Annotated in this window: 16 protein-coding genes; 7 read left to right on the forward strand and 9 right to left on the reverse strand. The window is 63.5% G+C overall.

The genetic code is table 11. From position 1 onward, the window contains the following. Positions 1-87: 87 nt before the first annotated feature. The 4 genes from C7449_RS04540 to C7449_RS04555 all read left to right on the forward strand — a co-directional run bounded on the left by C7449_RS04540 (position 88) and on the right by C7449_RS04555 (position 4,795). Positions 88-1,290 (forward strand): glycosyltransferase, encoded by a 1,203-nt coding sequence (locus C7449_RS04540; protein WP_108001606.1) that lies wholly within the window; start codon positions 88-90, stop codon positions 1,288-1,290. Further along, positions 1,283-2,425: a UDP-galactopyranose mutase gene (gene glf, locus C7449_RS04545; protein ID WP_108001607.1), complete on the forward strand. Its 1,143-nt coding sequence runs from the start codon at positions 1,283-1,285 to the stop codon at positions 2,423-2,425. The genes C7449_RS04540 and glf overlap by 8 nt, the downstream gene beginning before the upstream one ends. After that, entirely contained in the window at positions 2,383-3,807 is a 1,425-nt protein-coding gene (locus C7449_RS04550; RefSeq protein WP_108001608.1) for a family 1 glycosylhydrolase, read from the forward strand. Before glf ends, C7449_RS04550 begins: the two co-directional genes overlap by 43 nt. A 406-nt stretch (positions 3,808-4,213) precedes the next feature. Next, the gene (locus C7449_RS04555; RefSeq protein ID WP_108001609.1) at positions 4,214-4,795 is read left to right on the forward strand and encodes a hypothetical protein; all 582 of its coding nucleotides are present in this window, start codon (positions 4,214-4,216) and stop codon (positions 4,793-4,795) included. A gap of 204 nt (positions 4,796-4,999) precedes the next feature. Here C7449_RS04555 and C7449_RS04560 read toward each other — a convergent pair whose 3' ends face one another. After that, positions 5,000-5,380, reverse strand: a complete 381-nt coding sequence (locus C7449_RS04560; RefSeq protein WP_108001610.1) for a hypothetical protein — start codon at positions 5,378-5,380, stop codon at positions 5,000-5,002. A 161-nt stretch (positions 5,381-5,541) separates the two neighbouring features. Between C7449_RS04560 and C7449_RS04565 the strand changes: the two genes are divergently transcribed. The 3 genes from C7449_RS04565 (at position 5,542) to C7449_RS04575 (ending at position 7,593) form a co-directional block, all read left to right on the forward strand. Next, complete coding sequence (locus C7449_RS04565) at positions 5,542-6,054, forward strand: ferritin-like domain-containing protein (protein WP_108001611.1); 513 nt, start codon at positions 5,542-5,544, stop codon at positions 6,052-6,054. A gap of 98 nt (positions 6,055-6,152) precedes the next feature. Then, positions 6,153-6,506 (forward strand): hypothetical protein, encoded by a 354-nt coding sequence (locus C7449_RS04570; protein WP_108001612.1) that lies wholly within the window; start codon positions 6,153-6,155, stop codon positions 6,504-6,506. Between the two features lie 268 nt (positions 6,507-6,774). Beyond that, positions 6,775-7,593 carry a c-type cytochrome gene (locus C7449_RS04575; RefSeq protein ID WP_245414304.1) on the forward strand — a complete coding sequence of 273 codons (819 nt, stop codon included), beginning with the start codon at positions 6,775-6,777 and terminating at the stop codon, positions 7,591-7,593. Here C7449_RS04575 and C7449_RS04580 read toward each other — a convergent pair whose 3' ends face one another. The 8 genes from C7449_RS04580 to C7449_RS04615 are packed head-to-tail and all read right to left on the reverse strand — an operon-like array spanning position 7,594 to position 15,683. Continuing rightward, complete coding sequence (locus C7449_RS04580; protein ID WP_374828164.1) at positions 7,594-7,944, reverse strand: c-type cytochrome; 351 nt, start codon at positions 7,942-7,944, stop codon at positions 7,594-7,596. A 34-nt stretch (positions 7,945-7,978) separates the two neighbouring features. Next, positions 7,979-8,872 carry a cytochrome c oxidase assembly protein gene (locus tag C7449_RS04585; RefSeq protein ID WP_108001615.1) on the reverse strand — a complete coding sequence of 298 codons (894 nt, stop codon included), beginning with the start codon at positions 8,870-8,872 and terminating at the stop codon, positions 7,979-7,981. Further along, positions 8,860-9,171 (reverse strand): hypothetical protein, encoded by a 312-nt coding sequence (locus tag C7449_RS04590; RefSeq protein ID WP_108001616.1) that lies wholly within the window; start codon positions 9,169-9,171, stop codon positions 8,860-8,862. Before C7449_RS04590 ends, C7449_RS04585 begins: the two co-directional genes overlap by 13 nt. Then, positions 9,168-9,722, reverse strand: a complete 555-nt coding sequence (locus tag C7449_RS04595) for a cytochrome c oxidase subunit 3 (protein ID WP_374828165.1) — start codon at positions 9,720-9,722, stop codon at positions 9,168-9,170. The genes C7449_RS04590 and C7449_RS04595 overlap by 4 nt, the downstream gene beginning before the upstream one ends. A gap of 44 nt (positions 9,723-9,766) precedes the next feature. Continuing rightward, positions 9,767-11,680, reverse strand: coding sequence for a cytochrome c oxidase subunit I (gene ctaD, locus C7449_RS04600; protein WP_108001618.1), 1,914 nt, complete (start codon positions 11,678-11,680; stop codon positions 9,767-9,769). Next, positions 11,677-12,663, reverse strand: a complete 987-nt coding sequence (coxB, locus tag C7449_RS04605; RefSeq protein ID WP_108001619.1) for a cytochrome c oxidase subunit II — start codon at positions 12,661-12,663, stop codon at positions 11,677-11,679. Before coxB ends, ctaD begins: the two co-directional genes overlap by 4 nt. Then, complete coding sequence (locus C7449_RS04610) at positions 12,663-13,232, reverse strand: c-type cytochrome (protein WP_245414306.1); 570 nt, start codon at positions 13,230-13,232, stop codon at positions 12,663-12,665. The genes coxB and C7449_RS04610 overlap by 1 nt, the downstream gene beginning before the upstream one ends. Before the next feature lie 51 nt (positions 13,233-13,283). Next, a complete protein-coding gene (locus C7449_RS04615) occupies positions 13,284-15,683 on the reverse strand; it encodes an FdhF/YdeP family oxidoreductase (protein ID WP_108001621.1) in 2,400 nt (799 codons plus the stop codon). Positions 15,684-15,730 lie beyond the last annotated feature (47 nt).

The raw sequence follows: 15,730 nt of genomic DNA on the forward strand, positions 1-15,730 counted from the left end.
CTTTAGAGCGGGCGATAGGGGAACTTTCCTCTTCACAATGCCGTTCGGCGGCTGAGAACGCGGACTTTTCCGCGCTGGAGAGGTTCGATGCTCTATATCGGCGATGGCACCAGCAGACGCATCCCGGGATCCGACAGAGACTGTCTACTTTGCTTTTCGCACCTGCGCTGGAGGTTCGTGTTCCAACGGCCGCAGCACTTGATGACCCTGGCGGCGAGACAGTACCGGGTGCTGTACATCGAGGAACCGATCTACGAGCCGAACGCCGAAGCCGGTCTGCGTGCGGAGCTTGATACCAGTGGTGTGGAGATACTGACGCCGGTCTTGCCCCTCGGCCTTTCAGAAGACGAAGCGGTGCGGGAGCAGGCCAAACTGACACGCCGGCTGTTGGGAGCGCTTGGTGGCCGGGTACGCGTATGCTGGTACTACACCCCCATGGCGTACGAGTTCAGCGATATGGTCGTCGCCGATATCCGTGTGTATGACTGCATGGACGAACTGTCAGCCTTCAAGGGCGCACCTCGCCGGCTTTCCGACAACGAACGCAGGCTGCTTGCCGCCGCCGATCTCGTCTTCACAGGTGGACAGAGCCTGTTTCAGGCCAAGCGACGGTTGCACCCTGCGGTCCACGCTTTCCCGAGTAGCGTCGACCAGCGCCACTTCCGCAAGGCCCGGCGCACCGACCTTTCTGATCCCAGCCCTCAGGCTTGTCTGGAAAGGCCTCGGGTCGGCTTCTTCGGCGTTATCGACGAGCGGATGGATCTCGAGCTCGTCGAGGCGGCCGCAAGGCTGCGCCCGGACTTCGAGTTCGTCCTGGTCGGGCCGGTGACCAAGATTTCCGAGGCCTCCCTTCCGCGGCTTGCAAACCTTCATTGGCTGGGGCGGCAGGAATACCGCGACCTGCCCGACTTCGTGTCAGGCTGGGACGTCGCATTCATGCCCTTCGCGTTGAACCGGTCCACGCGCTTCATCAGCCCGACGAAGACGCCGGAGTTCCTGGCTGCCGGCGTTCCCGTGGTCTCGACACCCGTGCCCGATGTTGTGCGGCCATACGGAGAGCTCGGACTGGTTAGGATCGCCCATTCGCCGGAAAGTCTGGTGACCGCGGTCGAGGCCTGCCTGAATGAGCCACGGCAGGCCTGGCTGAGAAAGGTCGATGATTTTCTTGCCGGCATGTCCTGGGAAAAGACCTGGGCCCAGATGCACAAGCTCGTGCTCTCAGCCCCGTCGGCGCTTGAAGAGGATCGCAGCAGCGCGATAGCCGCCTCGGGTCGAGCCGGCCATGCTTGATTGGTTCGTCGTTGGGGCTGGCTTCGCCGGCAGCGTCATCGCCGAGCGCCTCGCCAGTCAGCGGGGCGACAGCGTGCTGGTTATCGACAGACGCAGTCATCTCGGTGGTAATGCGTATGATCGCCTGGACGCCAGTGGGATACTCATCCACCAGTATGGGCCTCACATTTTCCACACCAACTCGGATGCGATCGTCCAGTACCTTTCCAATTTCACCGAGTGGCGGCCCTATGAACATCGGGTGCTTGCGTCGGTAGACGGTCAGCTCCTGCCGATTCCGATCAATCGCACCACCATCAACCGCCTCTACGGGCTTTCGTTGACGACCGAAGAGGATGTCGAGGCCTTTTATGCAGCCCAGGCCGAACAGGTCGCCGACATCGCAACATCCGAGGACGTGGTGGTCTCGCGTGTCGGCCGCGACCTCTACGAGAAATTCTTCAGAGGTTATACTCGGAAGCAGTGGGGACTGGATCCGTCGGAACTGGATAGGTCGGTGACCGCAAGGGTGCCCGCAAGGACCAACGACGACGACCGCTACTTCCTCGACAAGTTTCAGGCCATGCCACTGCACGGCTATTCCCGCATGTTCGATCGGATGCTGAACCACCCGAACATCGCGGTGATGCTTGAAACCGATTACGAGGAAATACGGCGCTCCATCCCCGCAAGAAACGTGATCTATACCGGCGCGATAGACGAATATTTCGGATATTGCTTCGGAAGATTGCCCTACCGTTCACTGAGATTCGAGCATCTTACGTGTGATTGCGAGTGGTACCAGCCCGTGGCAGTGGTGAACTATCCGCAGGACAAGCCCTTCACCCGTATCACCGAGTACAAACATCTGACCGGGCAGAATCATCCGCGGACAAGCCTGACATTCGAATATCCGTGCGACAGCGGTGACCCTTACTATCCCATCCCACGGCAGGATAATCAGGAGCTATACAACCGCTACAGACAACTCGCCGAGCAGACTGAAAACGTCCGCTTTGTCGGGCGGCTGGCGACATATCGCTATTACAACATGGATCAGATCGTAGGGCAGGCGCTGGCAGAGTTTCGACGCATCCAGGGAGAGTTTCCCCCATGCGCAGAACCGATCCTTCAGACGGGCACGAGCAGCCCGTAAACCGCGACGCTTATTCTGGCGCACCGAAACCCGGCAGATTGCGACCCGAATTGTGGGGAGGCATCGAGTGCTCGGTCGTGCGGGTAGGCGGCACGATCCGCAATCAGGTGGTAGAAACCGGCCATCATCTCCGCGACGATGATCTGTCGCGGATCGCCGAACTCGGGATAAGGACGCTCCGCTATCCTGTCGTCTGGGAGACCGTCTCGCCGAGGCACGCCGAGGAGGACGGCTGGGCATGGCACGACGAACGGCTTTTGCGAATGCGTCAGCTGTCGTTGGAGCCGATCCTTGGTCTGGTGCATCACGGCAGCGGCCCCGGTTACGGGCAGCTGCTGGGCGGCAACTTTGCCGAAGGGCTTGCGCTACATGCAAGAAGAGTGGCCGAGAGATACCCTTGGGTGAGGTGCTACACACCAGTCAACGAGCCGCTGACCACCGCCCGGTTTTCGGCGCTTTACGGGTTCTGGCACCCACATCTGCGCGATCACGACGCATTCTTGCGGGCTGTATTCGAGCAATGCATGGCGACAGTTCTGGCCATGTCCGCCATCAAGACCATCAACAGCGATGCCACTCTGGTGACGACCGAGGACATGGGCAGGTGCTTCAGCACGCCGCGCTTGAGCTACCAGGCAGACTACGAGAACGAACGGCGATGGCTGAGCCTTGATCTTCTATGCGGGCGTGTAGACCCGCATCATCCTTTTCATCAACCGCTGATAAGGGCCGGCATCACGGCAAGCGAGCTTGCGTACATGCGCGACCGGGAGCCGGTTGTCGACGTCATCGGGATCAACCACTATCTTACCAGCGACCGCTATTTGGACGAACGTCTGTCCCTGTTCCCGCCGGCAAGTCACGGGGGCAACGGCAGGGAGAGCTATGCCGACTTCGAGGCGTTTCGGTCGATTCTTAACGACGAGGATCTCGGTCCGTCCGCCCGCCTTGCCGAGGTGTGGCAGCGCTATCGGCTTCCGATCGCCGTCACCGAGGTTCACAACGGCGCGCCGCCGGAAGAGCAGGTGAGATGGCTGATGGAGGTCTGGGAGGCGGCCGGCGAACTGCTGTCGCGGGGAGCAGACGTTCGGGCCGTCACGGTGTGGTCGATCTTTGGGGCCGTGGACTGGAACAGCCTGCTCACCAAAGCGGAGGGTTCATATGAAAACGGTGTCTTTGACGTTCGCGGCGATAACGTAGAGCCCACCCTTCTAACGGACGCGGTAACCGCATTGGCCTCCACCGGACATTGGGACCATCCGGTCCTTCGTGAGCCGGGATGGTGGAGGCGTCCGCAGCGCATCTGCCCGTCGCTTCACCAGCAAGCTTCCTATTTCCGGCCAGTAAGCGCGGGAGCCGGCGTCAATATGCGCTCAGGTTGAGGCGGTCGGGGGCACCGTTGAGACAAGCGGCGCCTTTATGATTCCAATATCACTCCAGTGCGATCTGGAGGGCGGTGACAGCCACCAAGATCAAGATCCAGATTACGAACAGGGCATTGATTGCCGTTTCTTCAGTCATCGTAGCACACTTCAAAGCAAGCCGAATTCGCCCCAACAGCGTAGCAATTGTTTGGTTCCGACGAGCGGCTTGGAGGCAAGTGCTTCTTCAGAAAATCGCGTCAGCACGCTTGTGAGTGGCAATGGATCGGCCGCAGTTGCCAACTGCGTGCATTGAGCAGCGCTGCGAGAGAATTGCGCCAAGAAACGTATCGGCTCCGTGGAACCCGTCGAGCCGCGACAGGTTCGGAACCTGCCGTACAACTGCGGCCTATCCAAGGAGAAGACGATGAAGAAGATTATTGCAATCACGGCGCTTGCCGTATGTCTCGGCACGGCGGCGTTCGCGCAGAGCGGCGGCGGCGGCTCTGGAGGCTCTGGTGGGGGAGCCGGCGGTTCAGCCGGCGGCGGTGCAGCCAGCGGCGGAGGCGGCACTGGGGGAATGAGCGGCGGCAGCGCCGGCGCCAGCGGCGGGGGCGGCACTGGAGGAATGAGCGGCGGCAGCGCTGGCAGCATGGGCAGCGGTTCGGCCGGCATGTCCGGGTCTGGCGGGGGGGGCGCGGGCGCGCAGATGCCGAATGGCTGGTCCGGTAACATCGGGAGCGCCTTCTTCAAAGATCAAAACGGCTCCACTGCCCGCTCGGCCCGTGACATCAGGAAGAATTGGAACTCGTTGAGCCAGCAGGAGCAGGCTCAAGTGAGGTCCGACTGCCAGAGAATTGGCTCAGCCGGCTCGGGCAGCACCACTGGCACGGGCAGTAGTGCCGGAGGTGCCGTCAGCAACGAGACCACGTCCAGCACAACTCCGGGCACCGCACGCGGAAGCGGCGCGTCCATGAGGAAGGTCTGCGGCGTCGTCAACGGCATGTAAGTCGATGCGGACAGGCGGGTACGCAACTCTCGTTCCCGCCAGAGTCGGGCTGTCTTTCGTCGGCTTCTAACCATCACGTCGACGGAGCGCAGCCCGACTCAGCGTCAGCTGGTGCACCGGGGTGACAGTGGCTGACAGGAAAGTTTTTAGCGCGCTTTCGGGGGGGCAGCGCACCCCCTGGCACACAGCGTCTGGTTTAAAAAGCTACTGCTGGCCGGGCAGGGCACCTTTGTCGGCAGGGCCGGCCGGTTGCGTGTTTCGGTCTTCCTTACCCTCGACCGAAGGTGAGGGGACGGTGGACCGCGTAGCCACATAGTAGCCGATGGTGCAGCCGATCACTACGAACACGAGCGCAAAGACGAGCGGGCCGATCTTCGACCGGCGCCGATCGGCCGCTGCCGGGGATCGAACGCCGGCGGATCGGCTCTCGTTGCCATAGAGGCTTCGGACCCCTCTGTCTTGCCGGTCCCGTTCTGATGCCGAGAGCGGCTTTTGGCGCAGGATTCCGTAGGCGAGTGCTATCCCAAGAATGAGCACCCCACCCGCGATAGCAAACAACCAGAAATAATCGGCCATCGATCCCATCAGCCTTCCTCCAGCAATCTGAGCCTTCGAACAGGCCGAATGCGGCAAACGTTCCGAACCTGGTTGGCATCGGCGAAACAGGAGTGCCGGGTACCAAGAGGAGGGAACCTCACAGCCTCTCGAAGGTTCGCAACGCCGGAGCCCAACCGAAAGGAAGTCCAATGGCAGAAGAGATCGTTCGCGAGGTATTCGTAACCGGGTTGCGCAATGCCCATGCAATGGAAAGTCAGGCACTCTCGATCATGAAGCCGCAACTGGAGCGCATCGAGAACTATCCGGAACTTGCGGCCAAGCTGAACCAGCACATCCGCGAAACCGAGGGTCAGATCGCCCGCATCGAAGACGTTCTGGGCGGTCTGGACGAGGATCATTCCACTCTGAAGGATGTGGCCCTGTCGTTCACGGGGGCGATGGCAGCCATGGGCCATACGATGGCAGGCGACGAGGTTCTGAAGAACTCGTTCGCCAACTTCGCCTTCGAGAACTTCGAGATGGCGGCCTACCGATCGCTGATCACGGTGGCCGATGCCGGCGGCTTCACACAGGAGGTGGATGCATTGCGGGCCAACCTGGCGGAAGAGCAAGGGATGGCCGCCTGGCTCGAGGACAACCTTGCTGCTGTCACAAAAAAATTCCTGGCGTTGAAGACGACGGGGCAGTCCGCGAAGGTCTGACCGAGCACACCTATGCGGCACCTCTCGCGCAGCAGCGGGATTGGGGCAGAGGTGCCGCGGCGAAACAAGCGAGACCCGGGTCTGGAACGGGAGAGTCGATGAAGAAGACAGTCGCTTCAGGTCGGTCCAATCCCACCCAGGTCCGCGGCGATATCCAGGCAGGTCTGACGGGCGACAAGCGACCGGGCTTCGACCCGGCCCTTGCGCCTCTTGAAACGGATGCGGAAGCCGCCGGCACTCCCATGACCGCCGAGCAGGTCGAAACCGCTCGCCGCACCCAGCGCGCCGGCCGGCACCCAGAGGTTTCCGGGGATGAGGGCTCGGCGATGCGGCCGGTCTTTCCGGCCAATCACCCGCTCCAGGCGCGCATTCCGGTCCTTGCCATCGTGCTGGGCCTCTGCGCGATTGCATTCTTGCTCGTGGCCGTCCTGGGTGGTTTGGGGATGTTGTAAAAACCTCGCGGATGCAGCCTCGTTTCCTCCGGTCGCGTATGCCCTCCCTGGCATGGTTACGCGCCCTATCTATGCAAGCATAGGACCCGTTTCAGGCGAAGCGGCAAGGAGAGGCAAGCATCCCACCATGTCCACCATCACGTTCAAGCGGGTCAATCGCTCAGGCGTATTTTGGTCGCGGGCGCTCTGGTTGCTGTTCGGCGGGTTGCTCGTCGCAGCATTGTTGGGTCTGGGCCTTTGGAAGGTCACGCAGGCCGTCCCGCGCTTCATGCCGGGTGACGCGCGCCTGAACGGCGGTGATCCGGCCAAGGGCGCACTGGTTTTCGCCGCCGGAGATTGCGCCTCCTGTCATGCCACCCCGGGGCAACCGGATCGCCTGAAGCTCGGCGGCGGCCAGGCGCTGGCGTCGCCATTCGGCACGTTCAGGGTGCCGAACATTTCCCCCGACCCGGTCGACGGCATCGGCTCCTGGTCGCCATCCGACCTGGCCAATGCGCTGATCGCCGGCGTCTCCCCCGATCGCCAGCACTATTATCCGGTCTTTCCCTATACCAACTATACCGGCATGACGCTCGCCGACGTGCGGGACGTCTACGCCTATCTGCGGACATTGCAGCCCGTGCCGGGGCGCCCGCCGCCGCACGATTTGCCGCTCCTGTTTCGCTTCCGGCGCGGTCTGGCATTCTGGAAGCTGCTGTTCTTCAAGGAAGGGCAGTCGGAAGCTGTAGTCACCGGCGAGCCTGTCCATGACCGCGGCGGCTATCTCGTGGAAACGCTCGCACACTGCGCCGAGTGCCATTCGACGCGCAATCTGCTCGGCGCGATCAAGCCCTCCACCCGTTTCGCAGGCGGACCCGATCCGGAGGGCACCGGCTTCATTCCCAACATCACGCCAAGCCGGATCGGCGGCTGGTCGGAGGGCGATATCGTCAGGTTGCTCGAGACCGGGCAGACCCCGAACCACGGCCGGGTCGGCTCGTCGATGTCGGATGTCGTGACGAACACGGCCAAGTTGCCGCGCAGCGACCGGGAGGCGATTGCCCGCTACATCAAGTCGCTGCCGCCGCGGCCGACCCCGCACCCTTGATCAGTGGGCGTAAAGGTAGGCCGCCAGATGTCGCGCCTCGGCTGCGCTGACGCCCGTCGCCGGCATTGCGCAATTCGGAGAGAATTGTTGCGGCATGACGATCCAGGCAACCAGGTTTTCGGCCGAATTGTTCGCCACGCCCCCGATATAAACGCGTTGCGAAAGCCCTTGCAGCGGCGGGCCAACTTTGCCGTCGGCTCCCGGTATGCCGGGGATGGTGTGGCAGCCGCCGCAGCCATAGCGGCGAAAGATGGGTGGGGCCAGCGCGGGATCGCCACCCGTCATCGCCATGGCCATCGCCTGGTGTTTCGACCGCTCCTTGGCCGAATAGACGATAACGGCGACGAGCATCGAGGCCACCCCGATCAGCACAACGCCCGCAATTCTATACCAGGCGGAAACGGTGGGCATCCTCGCCTCCCTTGCTTGCGCCTTGAATCCAGGTGGCGAGGAACCACAGCGTCGCACCCGCATAAACGATGCCGCCCGGGACCCACATGATGACCCCGGCGAGCTGCTGGTCCTCCAGCGCGGTCAGGCCCCATTCGCCGGCGTATCGGGTCTGGGCGAGGTATAGCACGCTCGGCGCAACCGCGATCAGCGCGCCAAGGATGCTCGTATGCAGCATCGTGACGAACAGGAGCCAGGCGGAGGCGCCACGGCTGCAGCGCCAGATCACCGCCCACCAGAACAGAAGTCCGGTCAGGAAAAAGCTCAGGTGCTGCAGGCGGTGCAGCAGGACATCGCTGACCGTCGCATCGAACAGCGCCGGCGCATGCCAGACCCAGATCGCCAGGCCATGCAGCACTGCCGCGACGACCGGGATCGTCAAGGTCTGCCACGCCAGCCGGACGCCGCGGCTGGCAAGCCCGCTTCCGACGCGCCGGCGAACTGCCCCAGGCAGGCCCCACAGCAAAAGGGCGACCGGCCTCGCCAGCACCAGAAGCGGCGCGGCCAGCGCCATGATCAATTCGTGCTCGACCATGTGGACGCTGAACAGGTGCTCGCCAAGATCATGCAGAGGCGAGACGAGCGCGACCGCAAGCGTTGCAAGGCCGGCCCAGAACAGGACGGCCGACCGGATCGTCCAGGGCGGGAAACCATGACGCCGACGCGATAGCCGGATCGAGCCCAGCGCATGGAAAACGGCGATCGTGACGAGCGGAGCGAGGATCCAGGGATCGAATGTCCATCGAAGGGCATCGTGGCCTTCGTTGCCGTGCGCTGCCGCAGCGGGCGCCTCAAGGATCAGCAGGCAGATGGCGATCAATACAGGCATGGACTTATCAGCACGGTGGCTGCCCCCTGCATGAGGAGTGCGAACGCGAAGCACAGGCCGAGCAGGAAAGACATCCGGCTCAGGAACAACGCGGTGCGTGACGCGGTCACCACAGCACCCCGTCGCGACAACAATGCGCCGGCCGCCGCGAACGCTGCCGCAGTGAAAGCTGCAACCGCGGTCCAGCCTGCTCCCGCGCTGCAATCGCCATATGGCAGGATCTGGCCGAGCTGCGTGTTGATCGCCCAGGCTGCCGGGGGCACATACAGCCCCGCATATCGTGCAAGCGCAAAGTTCATAGGCGCGGGACCCAGTAGATGCAGGCGTAGAGCGGCAACCAGGTGACGACGACGAAATTCCAGTACATCGCATTGTCCTGCACGTCGCCGTAGCGGCGGGTATTGTCCGCATGGCGTGAGAACATCAGTACCGCCAGGACGATCGTATCGACGACGTCGGTCAGGATGTGGGTCGTATGCAGGCCGAGCATGGTCCAAACGATCGATCCGTAGCCGTTGTGGTCCCAGGTCAGGTGAAGCGCCGGGAACTCGAAGATGCGGAAGACCAGCGGCGCGATCCCGAAGAGCGTCATCACGATCAGGCCGACCTGCACGCGCCGCAACTGCCTCCGCTCGGCCCACCGCGAGATGAGGATATTCGGGACGACGCTGGCGAGGAGGATGGCCGTTACCCACGTTCCCGCCCACAGATCGGGCGGCGGCGCGTCGATGGGCCAGTGCGGCGCCAGACTCATCAGATAAAAGTACACCGCGATCACCAGCGCGAAGCCGGTGCCCTCGATCAGCATGAACGCGCATGTCCCCCACCATGTGGGACTCACCATGCCCATGCCGTGGAGCGGCAGCTTGGAGACGTCCAGTATGACGTTATCCCTCACGACTCGTCCTCCGGTGTTCCCTTCGGCCAGAACCAGCCGATCAGGGCGACGGCAATGGGGATGGATCCCCATACGACCGCCCAGGGCGAGAAGATCGACCAGATCAGCATGATCGCGGTGGCGATCGCCGTCCAGAACGGCCAGACGGAATCGCTCGGCGACGACTCTCTCGCCTGTGGCAAGGCTTCAACCATGCTGGTGACCAGAAGTTCGCGACGATGGGTTCGCATCCCCGCCGCGACCGGCAGGTCAGCGGCCTCCGACCAAAGAGGGTCCCGGCTGCCGACAACGGGGATGCGGCGGAAGTTGTAGGCGGGCGGAGGCGAGGAGGTCGCCCATTCGAGCGTCGATGCCTTCCACGGATTGGGGCCGGCCGGCAGTCCGTTTTTCCAGCTGCGCAGCGCGTCGATGAAGAACACCAGGAACCCGGCCGCCAGAATAACGGAGCTCAGGCTGATGAACAGGTTGAGACCGGCCCAGGGCAGCTCCGGCTGATAGGTATAGACGCGCCGCGGCATGCCCCAGAGCCCGAGGATGTGCATCGGAAAGAAGGTGAGGTGAAAGCCGGTGAAGATGAGCCCGAACGCCCAACGTCCAAGCCGTTCGCTCATCATCCGCCCGGTCATCTTCGGGAACCAGAAGTACACCGCGCCGATCAGCGGGAACACGGCGCCCCCAATCAGGACATAGTGGAAGTGGGCGACGACGAAATAGGTGTCGTGCACCTGGCTGTCGAGGGGAACCGAGGCCACCATGACGCCGGTCAGGCCGCCGATGACGAAGGTGACGATGAAACCCAGCACGAACAGGAGCGGCGTGCGGAAGACCGGCCGCCCGGCCCAAAGGGTTGCCAGCCAGCAGAAGATCTGCACGCCTGCCGGCACCGCAATGGCCATGCTCGACGCGGTGAAAAAGCTTTCGCCGACGCGCGGAAGCCCGACCACGAACATGTGGTGCACCCACAGCCCGAAGGAGAGCACGCCGGTGGCGATCAGCGCCATCACCAGCAGCAGATAACCGAAGAGTGGCCGCCCGACGAAGCTCGGCAGGATGGTCGACACCATCCCGACGGCGGGAAGGAAGATGATGTAGACCTCGGGGTGCCCGAAGAACCAGAACAGATGCTGCCAGAGCAGCGCGTCCCCGCCGAGCGCCGGGTTGTAGAACTGGGTTCCGACCAGCCGGTCGAGGATCAGCGTCGAACTTGCGACCATGATCGCCGGCATTGCCATGATGACGAGAAAGGACATCACCAGCATTGCCCAGACCAGTACCGGAATGCGATCGAGCGACATGCCCGGCGCCCGCTGCTTGAACACCGTGACCACGATTTCCACCGCCACGGCGAGTGCCGCGAGCTCGGTGAAGGTGATCATCTGCGCCCAGAGATCGGCGCGCTTGCCGGGCGCATACTGCGGGCCGGACAGCGGAACGTAGGCGAACCAGCCGACGTCCGGGCCCGTGTCGAGCGCGAAGGACAGCCAGAGCAGGAGGCCGCCGAACAGGAATATCCAGTAGGAGAAGGCGTTGAGCCGCGGAAAGGCGATGTTGCGGGTGCCGACCATCAGCGGCACGAGATAGACCGCCATGGCCTCCATGACCGGCACCGCGAACAAAAACATCATGTTCGAGCCGTGCATGGTGAAGATCTGGTTGTAGCGGTCCGGGCCGATGAAGCACGCCTCGGGGCGGGAGAGCTGCAGGCGCATCGCCATCGCCAGCAGGCCGCCGAGAATCAGGAAGACGAAGGCCGTGACAACGTAGCGACGCGCGATGACCTTGTGATCGACGGTGGCGATCGCCCCCCAGAAGCCGGGGCGGGAAGCCCAGGTCTTTTCGAGTTTCGCCGCCAGTTCGGCATCGTCGAGATCGACGTCAAGCGGCTCCTGTGTGTCGCGATCCCGCATCATCGCAAGCCTTCCATGTAAGCGGAAAGCTGCCGCAACTCCTCGCCGGTCAGCGGCACGAGCGGCATGTTGTTACCCGGCTTCAACGTCTGGGGATCGGCGATCCAGGCGGCAAGCGAGCCCCGCGTCGTCTCAAGCAGGCCGGCGCCGATGGTCTGTCGTCCGCCGACATGCGTCAGGTCCGGGCCCGACGAGCCGGTGGCCGGCGTTCCACGAACGGTGTGGCAGGCTGCGCAAGGCTTGCTCATGAACACCGCCTTGCCGGCCGCGGCTTCCGCGTCGGACGGCTCTGCGGCCGGCGCGGCCTGCGCCGCCACCCACTGCCGGTAACTGCTGTCGTCCTGCGCGATCACCAGGAGGGCCATGTGGCCATGCTGCAATCCGCAGAATTCGGCGCATTGGCCGCGATAGGTTCCCGGCCGATCGGCCCGCAGCGTCAGGACGTTCTTGCGGCCGGGGATCAGGTCCAGCTTGCCGGCGAGGCTGGGGATCCACAGCGAGTGGATGACGTCGATCGATTCCAGTTCGAGGCGGACGTCCTTGCCAACCGGAATGTGGATCTCGTTGGCGGTCTGGAACAGCGGCGCCTGGTTTCCGTCCCTGTAGGTGAACTGCCACCACCACTGCTGTCCCTTGACGCTGACGAACACGGGCGCGTCCGCGCCGCTGTGCAGGCTCTGGGTCGTATGGAAGCTTGCCACCGTCAGCCCGGCGACGATGACCACGGTGGCTGTCATCGATGCCCTGACCGCCACAGTCATCCTTCGCTCCGCCGCCGGGTCGCGGCGCGCCTCCGCCCGGCGGCGCATCACCGCCCAGAGGAGAAAGCCGGTGACGAGCAGCCAGATGACGGAACAGATGAGCGCGAAGAGGACGATCAGGTCCTTCAGCGCCACAGACGATGCGCCGTGCGGATCGAGCGCGGACTGGTTGCCGCCGCATCCGGCAAGCAAGGCGGCGATGATGATGACGACCGCGGCCTTCATCAAGGTGACGGCCCCTGCTTAGGATGGACCGGGATCGGCCCTTCATCGAACAATATGGCGGCCGGCGCACGATTTTCCGCCGGCCGGCTGGTCTTGTCATCGTTGCGGCTCGGCGCCACCACGCTGGCGGAATAGGCGCCCATCGACCTGACGTATCCGGCCAGCTGCCAGATCTGGTCGCTCGTCATCTTGTCCTTGAAGGCAGGCATGCCGTGCGGCCGCCCGTTGCGGATCGAGGCAACGATTGACACCATGGAAGGGCCATAGAGCCACCAGCCGTCGATGAAGGACGGACCTTTGCCGCCCCGCCCGTCCCCATGACATTGCGAGCAGCCGAACCACGAATAGAGCCGCTTGCCCTGGCTGAGGTCGAACCCCGTGCTCTCGTAGGGCTTTCCCATTGCGAAGTAGACCTCGGGCGACGTGCCGCCGATACCGTCCGGCATGAGCCGCAACTGGTCGAGTGCAGCAGAGACCGGGGGATCGGCGCGGTATTGCCGGGGCTCTCTTGCCCAGCCGATAACCGCGGCGATAGCGACGAGGCAGATCGCACCGAGCACGGTCAGCATCTTCACCGGCGCAACGCTGTCCATGGCCTACCCGCCATTCTGATGCGACGCCTATTGGATGGGTACAGTATGCGAGCGACTGAAGCGGATCGGCAAGAGCTTGTATGACGGCGTCTTGGCCTTCGGGTCATGATGAGAGAGCGGAAACAGTGGATTGGCCTCCGGGTAATAGGCCGCGCAACAGCCTTCGGGGATGTCGTAGGCGACGAGGCGGAAGCCGCGCACCTGGCGCTCCGTCTGCGGATCGATCGCCGTCGTCAGGTCGACGAGATCGCCGGGTGCAAAACCGAGCCGCGCAATATCTGCTTCATTGACGAAGACCACCTGGCGCGTTCCGTCGACGCCGCGGTAGCGGTCGGTGTAACCATAGATCGTCGTGTTGAACTGGTCGTTCGAACGCAGCGTCGCGAGGTTGAGCACACCATCCGCGACTGCTCCTTCGCCGAAGTCCGGAAACAGCCGCGGCGGCGTGATGAAATTGGCCTTCTTGTTGGAGGTGACCCACTTCCGCTCCCGCGCCGGCACAGGCCGCGGGATACCACCCGGCTGGAAAAGCCGTTCGTTGAACGCCTTCAAGGTTTCCGGATAGGTACGCTCGATGGCATCCCTTATCCGAGAGTAATCGGCCACCCACTGGTCCCATGGCACGGCGCCACGGGTCAGCGTGGCCTTTGCCATTCCGGCGATGATCGCCGGCTCGGAGAGAAGATGAGGGCTGGCGGGGGCGGCACGGCCCCGCGATCCGTGGAAATGCGCCACCGAACTCTCGATGGAAACCGCTTGCGGTCCGGTCGCCTGCTGGTCGATTTCCAGCCGGCCAAGGCAGGGGAGCAGGTAGGCTACCTCGCCATGGATCAGGTGGCTGCGGTTGAGCTTCGTTGCGATCTGCACGGTCAGGCGAAGTGTCTGCCAGGCAGCCTCCATCGCCTCCGTGTCGGGGATTGCCCGCACGAAATTGCCGCCGAGGCTGACGAAGCCGCGTGTTTCGCCCTTCAGGATCGCCTCGCACGCATCGACCGTCGAATGGCCCTCCCAGCGGGGCGGTTCGAATTGATAGAGCTCGGCCAGCTTGTCGAGCGGCACGAGGGACGCCTTTTCGGTGATGCCGACCGTTCTCTGGCCCTGCACGTTGGAGTGGCCGCGGACGGCGCAGATGTTGGCGCCCGGCTTGCCGATATTGCCACGCAGCAGCGCCAGGTTGGCCACCATCTGGACATTCTGGACGCCCATGACGTGCTGCGTCAGTCCCATGCCGTAGATCAGCAGCACCGCGTCCGACGCCGCATAGGTGCGGGCGGCCTGCGTCATCTGCCGCCGCGTCAGGCCAGAAACCCGCTCCAGCTCGTCCCAGGTATGAGCCCGCGCTGCAGCGGCGAACTCTTCGAAGCCCGCCGTGTGCTCGGCAATGAAATCGTGGTCGAGGACGTGTTTCTTGTCGGCTGCGGCCATGGAGGCCGCGAAGGCGACGGCAGCGGCACTTTCGTCCTTCGGCTCCGCGTCGGAGCCCGACACGTTTGTAGCGTGAACTGCACTCTTCGCGTCGTCGGCCTCGATCAGGGCCTTGCAGACGCCGAACAGCGCGGCCACGTCTCCGCCGTTCCTGACCTGGTAGTATTCGCTGGAGATCGGCGTCTCCTTGCCGGTCAGCATCTGGCCCGGCGCCTGCGGATTGACGAAACGCTCCAGCCCCGGCTCGCGCAGCAGATTGAAGGTAACGATCTTCACGCCCCGATCGACTGCGTCCTGTAGATCATGCAGCATCCTCGGCGAGGATGTCGCGACGTTCTGGGCGATATAGAAGATGCAATCGCAGTTTTCGAAGTCGGAGAGGACTGCGGTGCCGACCGTCGCACCGATGCTCTCCGGCAGGCCGACGGACGAGCTTTCGTGGCACATGTTGGAAGAATCCGGCAGGTTGTTGCTGCCGTAAATGCGCGCGAACAGCTGGTACATGTAGGCGGCCTCGAGGGAGGCGCGGCCGGATGTGTAGAATTCGACGGTCGCGGGATCCAGCTGCCGCAGCTCTCGGCCGATCTCTTCGAAGGCCGTTTCCCAGGTGACCGGCACGTACTTGTCGGAAGCGGGATCCCAGCGCATCGGCCGGGTCAGGCGGCCCTGTTCCTCAAGATTGTGATCCAGCCATCCCTCCAGTTCGCGCAACGTGTGTGCGGCAAAGAAGGCCTCGTCCGTGCGACGGTTGGTGATCTCCCAGGCCGTCGCCTTGGCGCCGCTCTCGCAGAATTCCAGGGGATGGGTTTTGGCGGGCTTCGCCCAGGCACAGCTCACACACATGTAGCCGTCGGGCTTGTTCTGCTGGAGCAGCAGCGAGGGACCGGATAGCGGTATATGTTCGCGAAGGACAATCCCGGTGACCGACTTCGCCGACCCCCACCCTCCGGCGGGGCCACTATCGAAGCCGATCCTCGGCTCAGCGCGCGGCTTCTCGGTCATGCCCTCCTCCTGCGACGGCGGGATGAACAGCTACATTAACATTGTTG

The sequence above is a fragment of the Mycoplana dimorpha genome (assembly GCF_003046475.1).
Classification (GTDB): Bacteria; Pseudomonadota; Alphaproteobacteria; order Rhizobiales; family Rhizobiaceae; genus Mycoplana; species Mycoplana dimorpha.

Excerpts from the sequence above, each read along its gene's own strand:
- C7449_RS04540 (WP_108001606.1), top strand. The coding sequence starts at position 88 with ATGCTCTATATCGGCGATGGCACCAGCAGACGCATCCCGGGATCCGAC.
- glf (WP_108001607.1), top strand. The coding sequence starts at position 1,283 with ATGCTTGATTGGTTCGTCGTTGGGGCTGGCTTCGCCGGCAGCGTCATC.
- C7449_RS04550 (WP_108001608.1), top strand. The coding sequence starts at position 2,383 with ATGCGCAGAACCGATCCTTCAGACGGGCACGAGCAGCCCGTAAACCGC.
- C7449_RS04555 (WP_108001609.1), top strand. The coding sequence starts at position 4,214 with ATGAAGAAGATTATTGCAATCACGGCGCTTGCCGTATGTCTCGGCACG.
- C7449_RS04560 (WP_108001610.1), bottom strand. The coding sequence starts at position 5,380 with ATGGGATCGATGGCCGATTATTTCTGGTTGTTTGCTATCGCGGGTGGG.
- C7449_RS04565 (WP_108001611.1), top strand. The coding sequence starts at position 5,542 with ATGGCAGAAGAGATCGTTCGCGAGGTATTCGTAACCGGGTTGCGCAAT.
- C7449_RS04570 (WP_108001612.1), top strand. The coding sequence starts at position 6,153 with ATGAAGAAGACAGTCGCTTCAGGTCGGTCCAATCCCACCCAGGTCCGC.
- C7449_RS04575 (WP_245414304.1), top strand. The coding sequence starts at position 6,775 with ATGCCGGGTGACGCGCGCCTGAACGGCGGTGATCCGGCCAAGGGCGCA.
- C7449_RS04580 (WP_374828164.1), bottom strand. The coding sequence starts at position 7,944 with ATGCTCGTCGCCGTTATCGTCTATTCGGCCAAGGAGCGGTCGAAACAC.
- C7449_RS04585 (WP_108001615.1), bottom strand. The coding sequence starts at position 8,872 with ATGCCTGTATTGATCGCCATCTGCCTGCTGATCCTTGAGGCGCCCGCT.
- C7449_RS04590 (WP_108001616.1), bottom strand. The coding sequence starts at position 9,171 with ATGAACTTTGCGCTTGCACGATATGCGGGGCTGTATGTGCCCCCGGCA.
- C7449_RS04595 (WP_374828165.1), bottom strand. The coding sequence starts at position 9,722 with ATGGGCATGGTGAGTCCCACATGGTGGGGGACATGCGCGTTCATGCTG.
- ctaD (WP_108001618.1), bottom strand. The coding sequence starts at position 11,680 with ATGATGCGGGATCGCGACACACAGGAGCCGCTTGACGTCGATCTCGAC.
- coxB (WP_108001619.1), bottom strand. The coding sequence starts at position 12,663 with ATGAAGGCCGCGGTCGTCATCATCATCGCCGCCTTGCTTGCCGGATGC.
- C7449_RS04610 (WP_245414306.1), bottom strand. The coding sequence starts at position 13,232 with ATGCTGACCGTGCTCGGTGCGATCTGCCTCGTCGCTATCGCCGCGGTT.
- C7449_RS04615 (WP_108001621.1), bottom strand. The coding sequence starts at position 15,683 with ATGACCGAGAAGCCGCGCGCTGAGCCGAGGATCGGCTTCGATAGTGGC.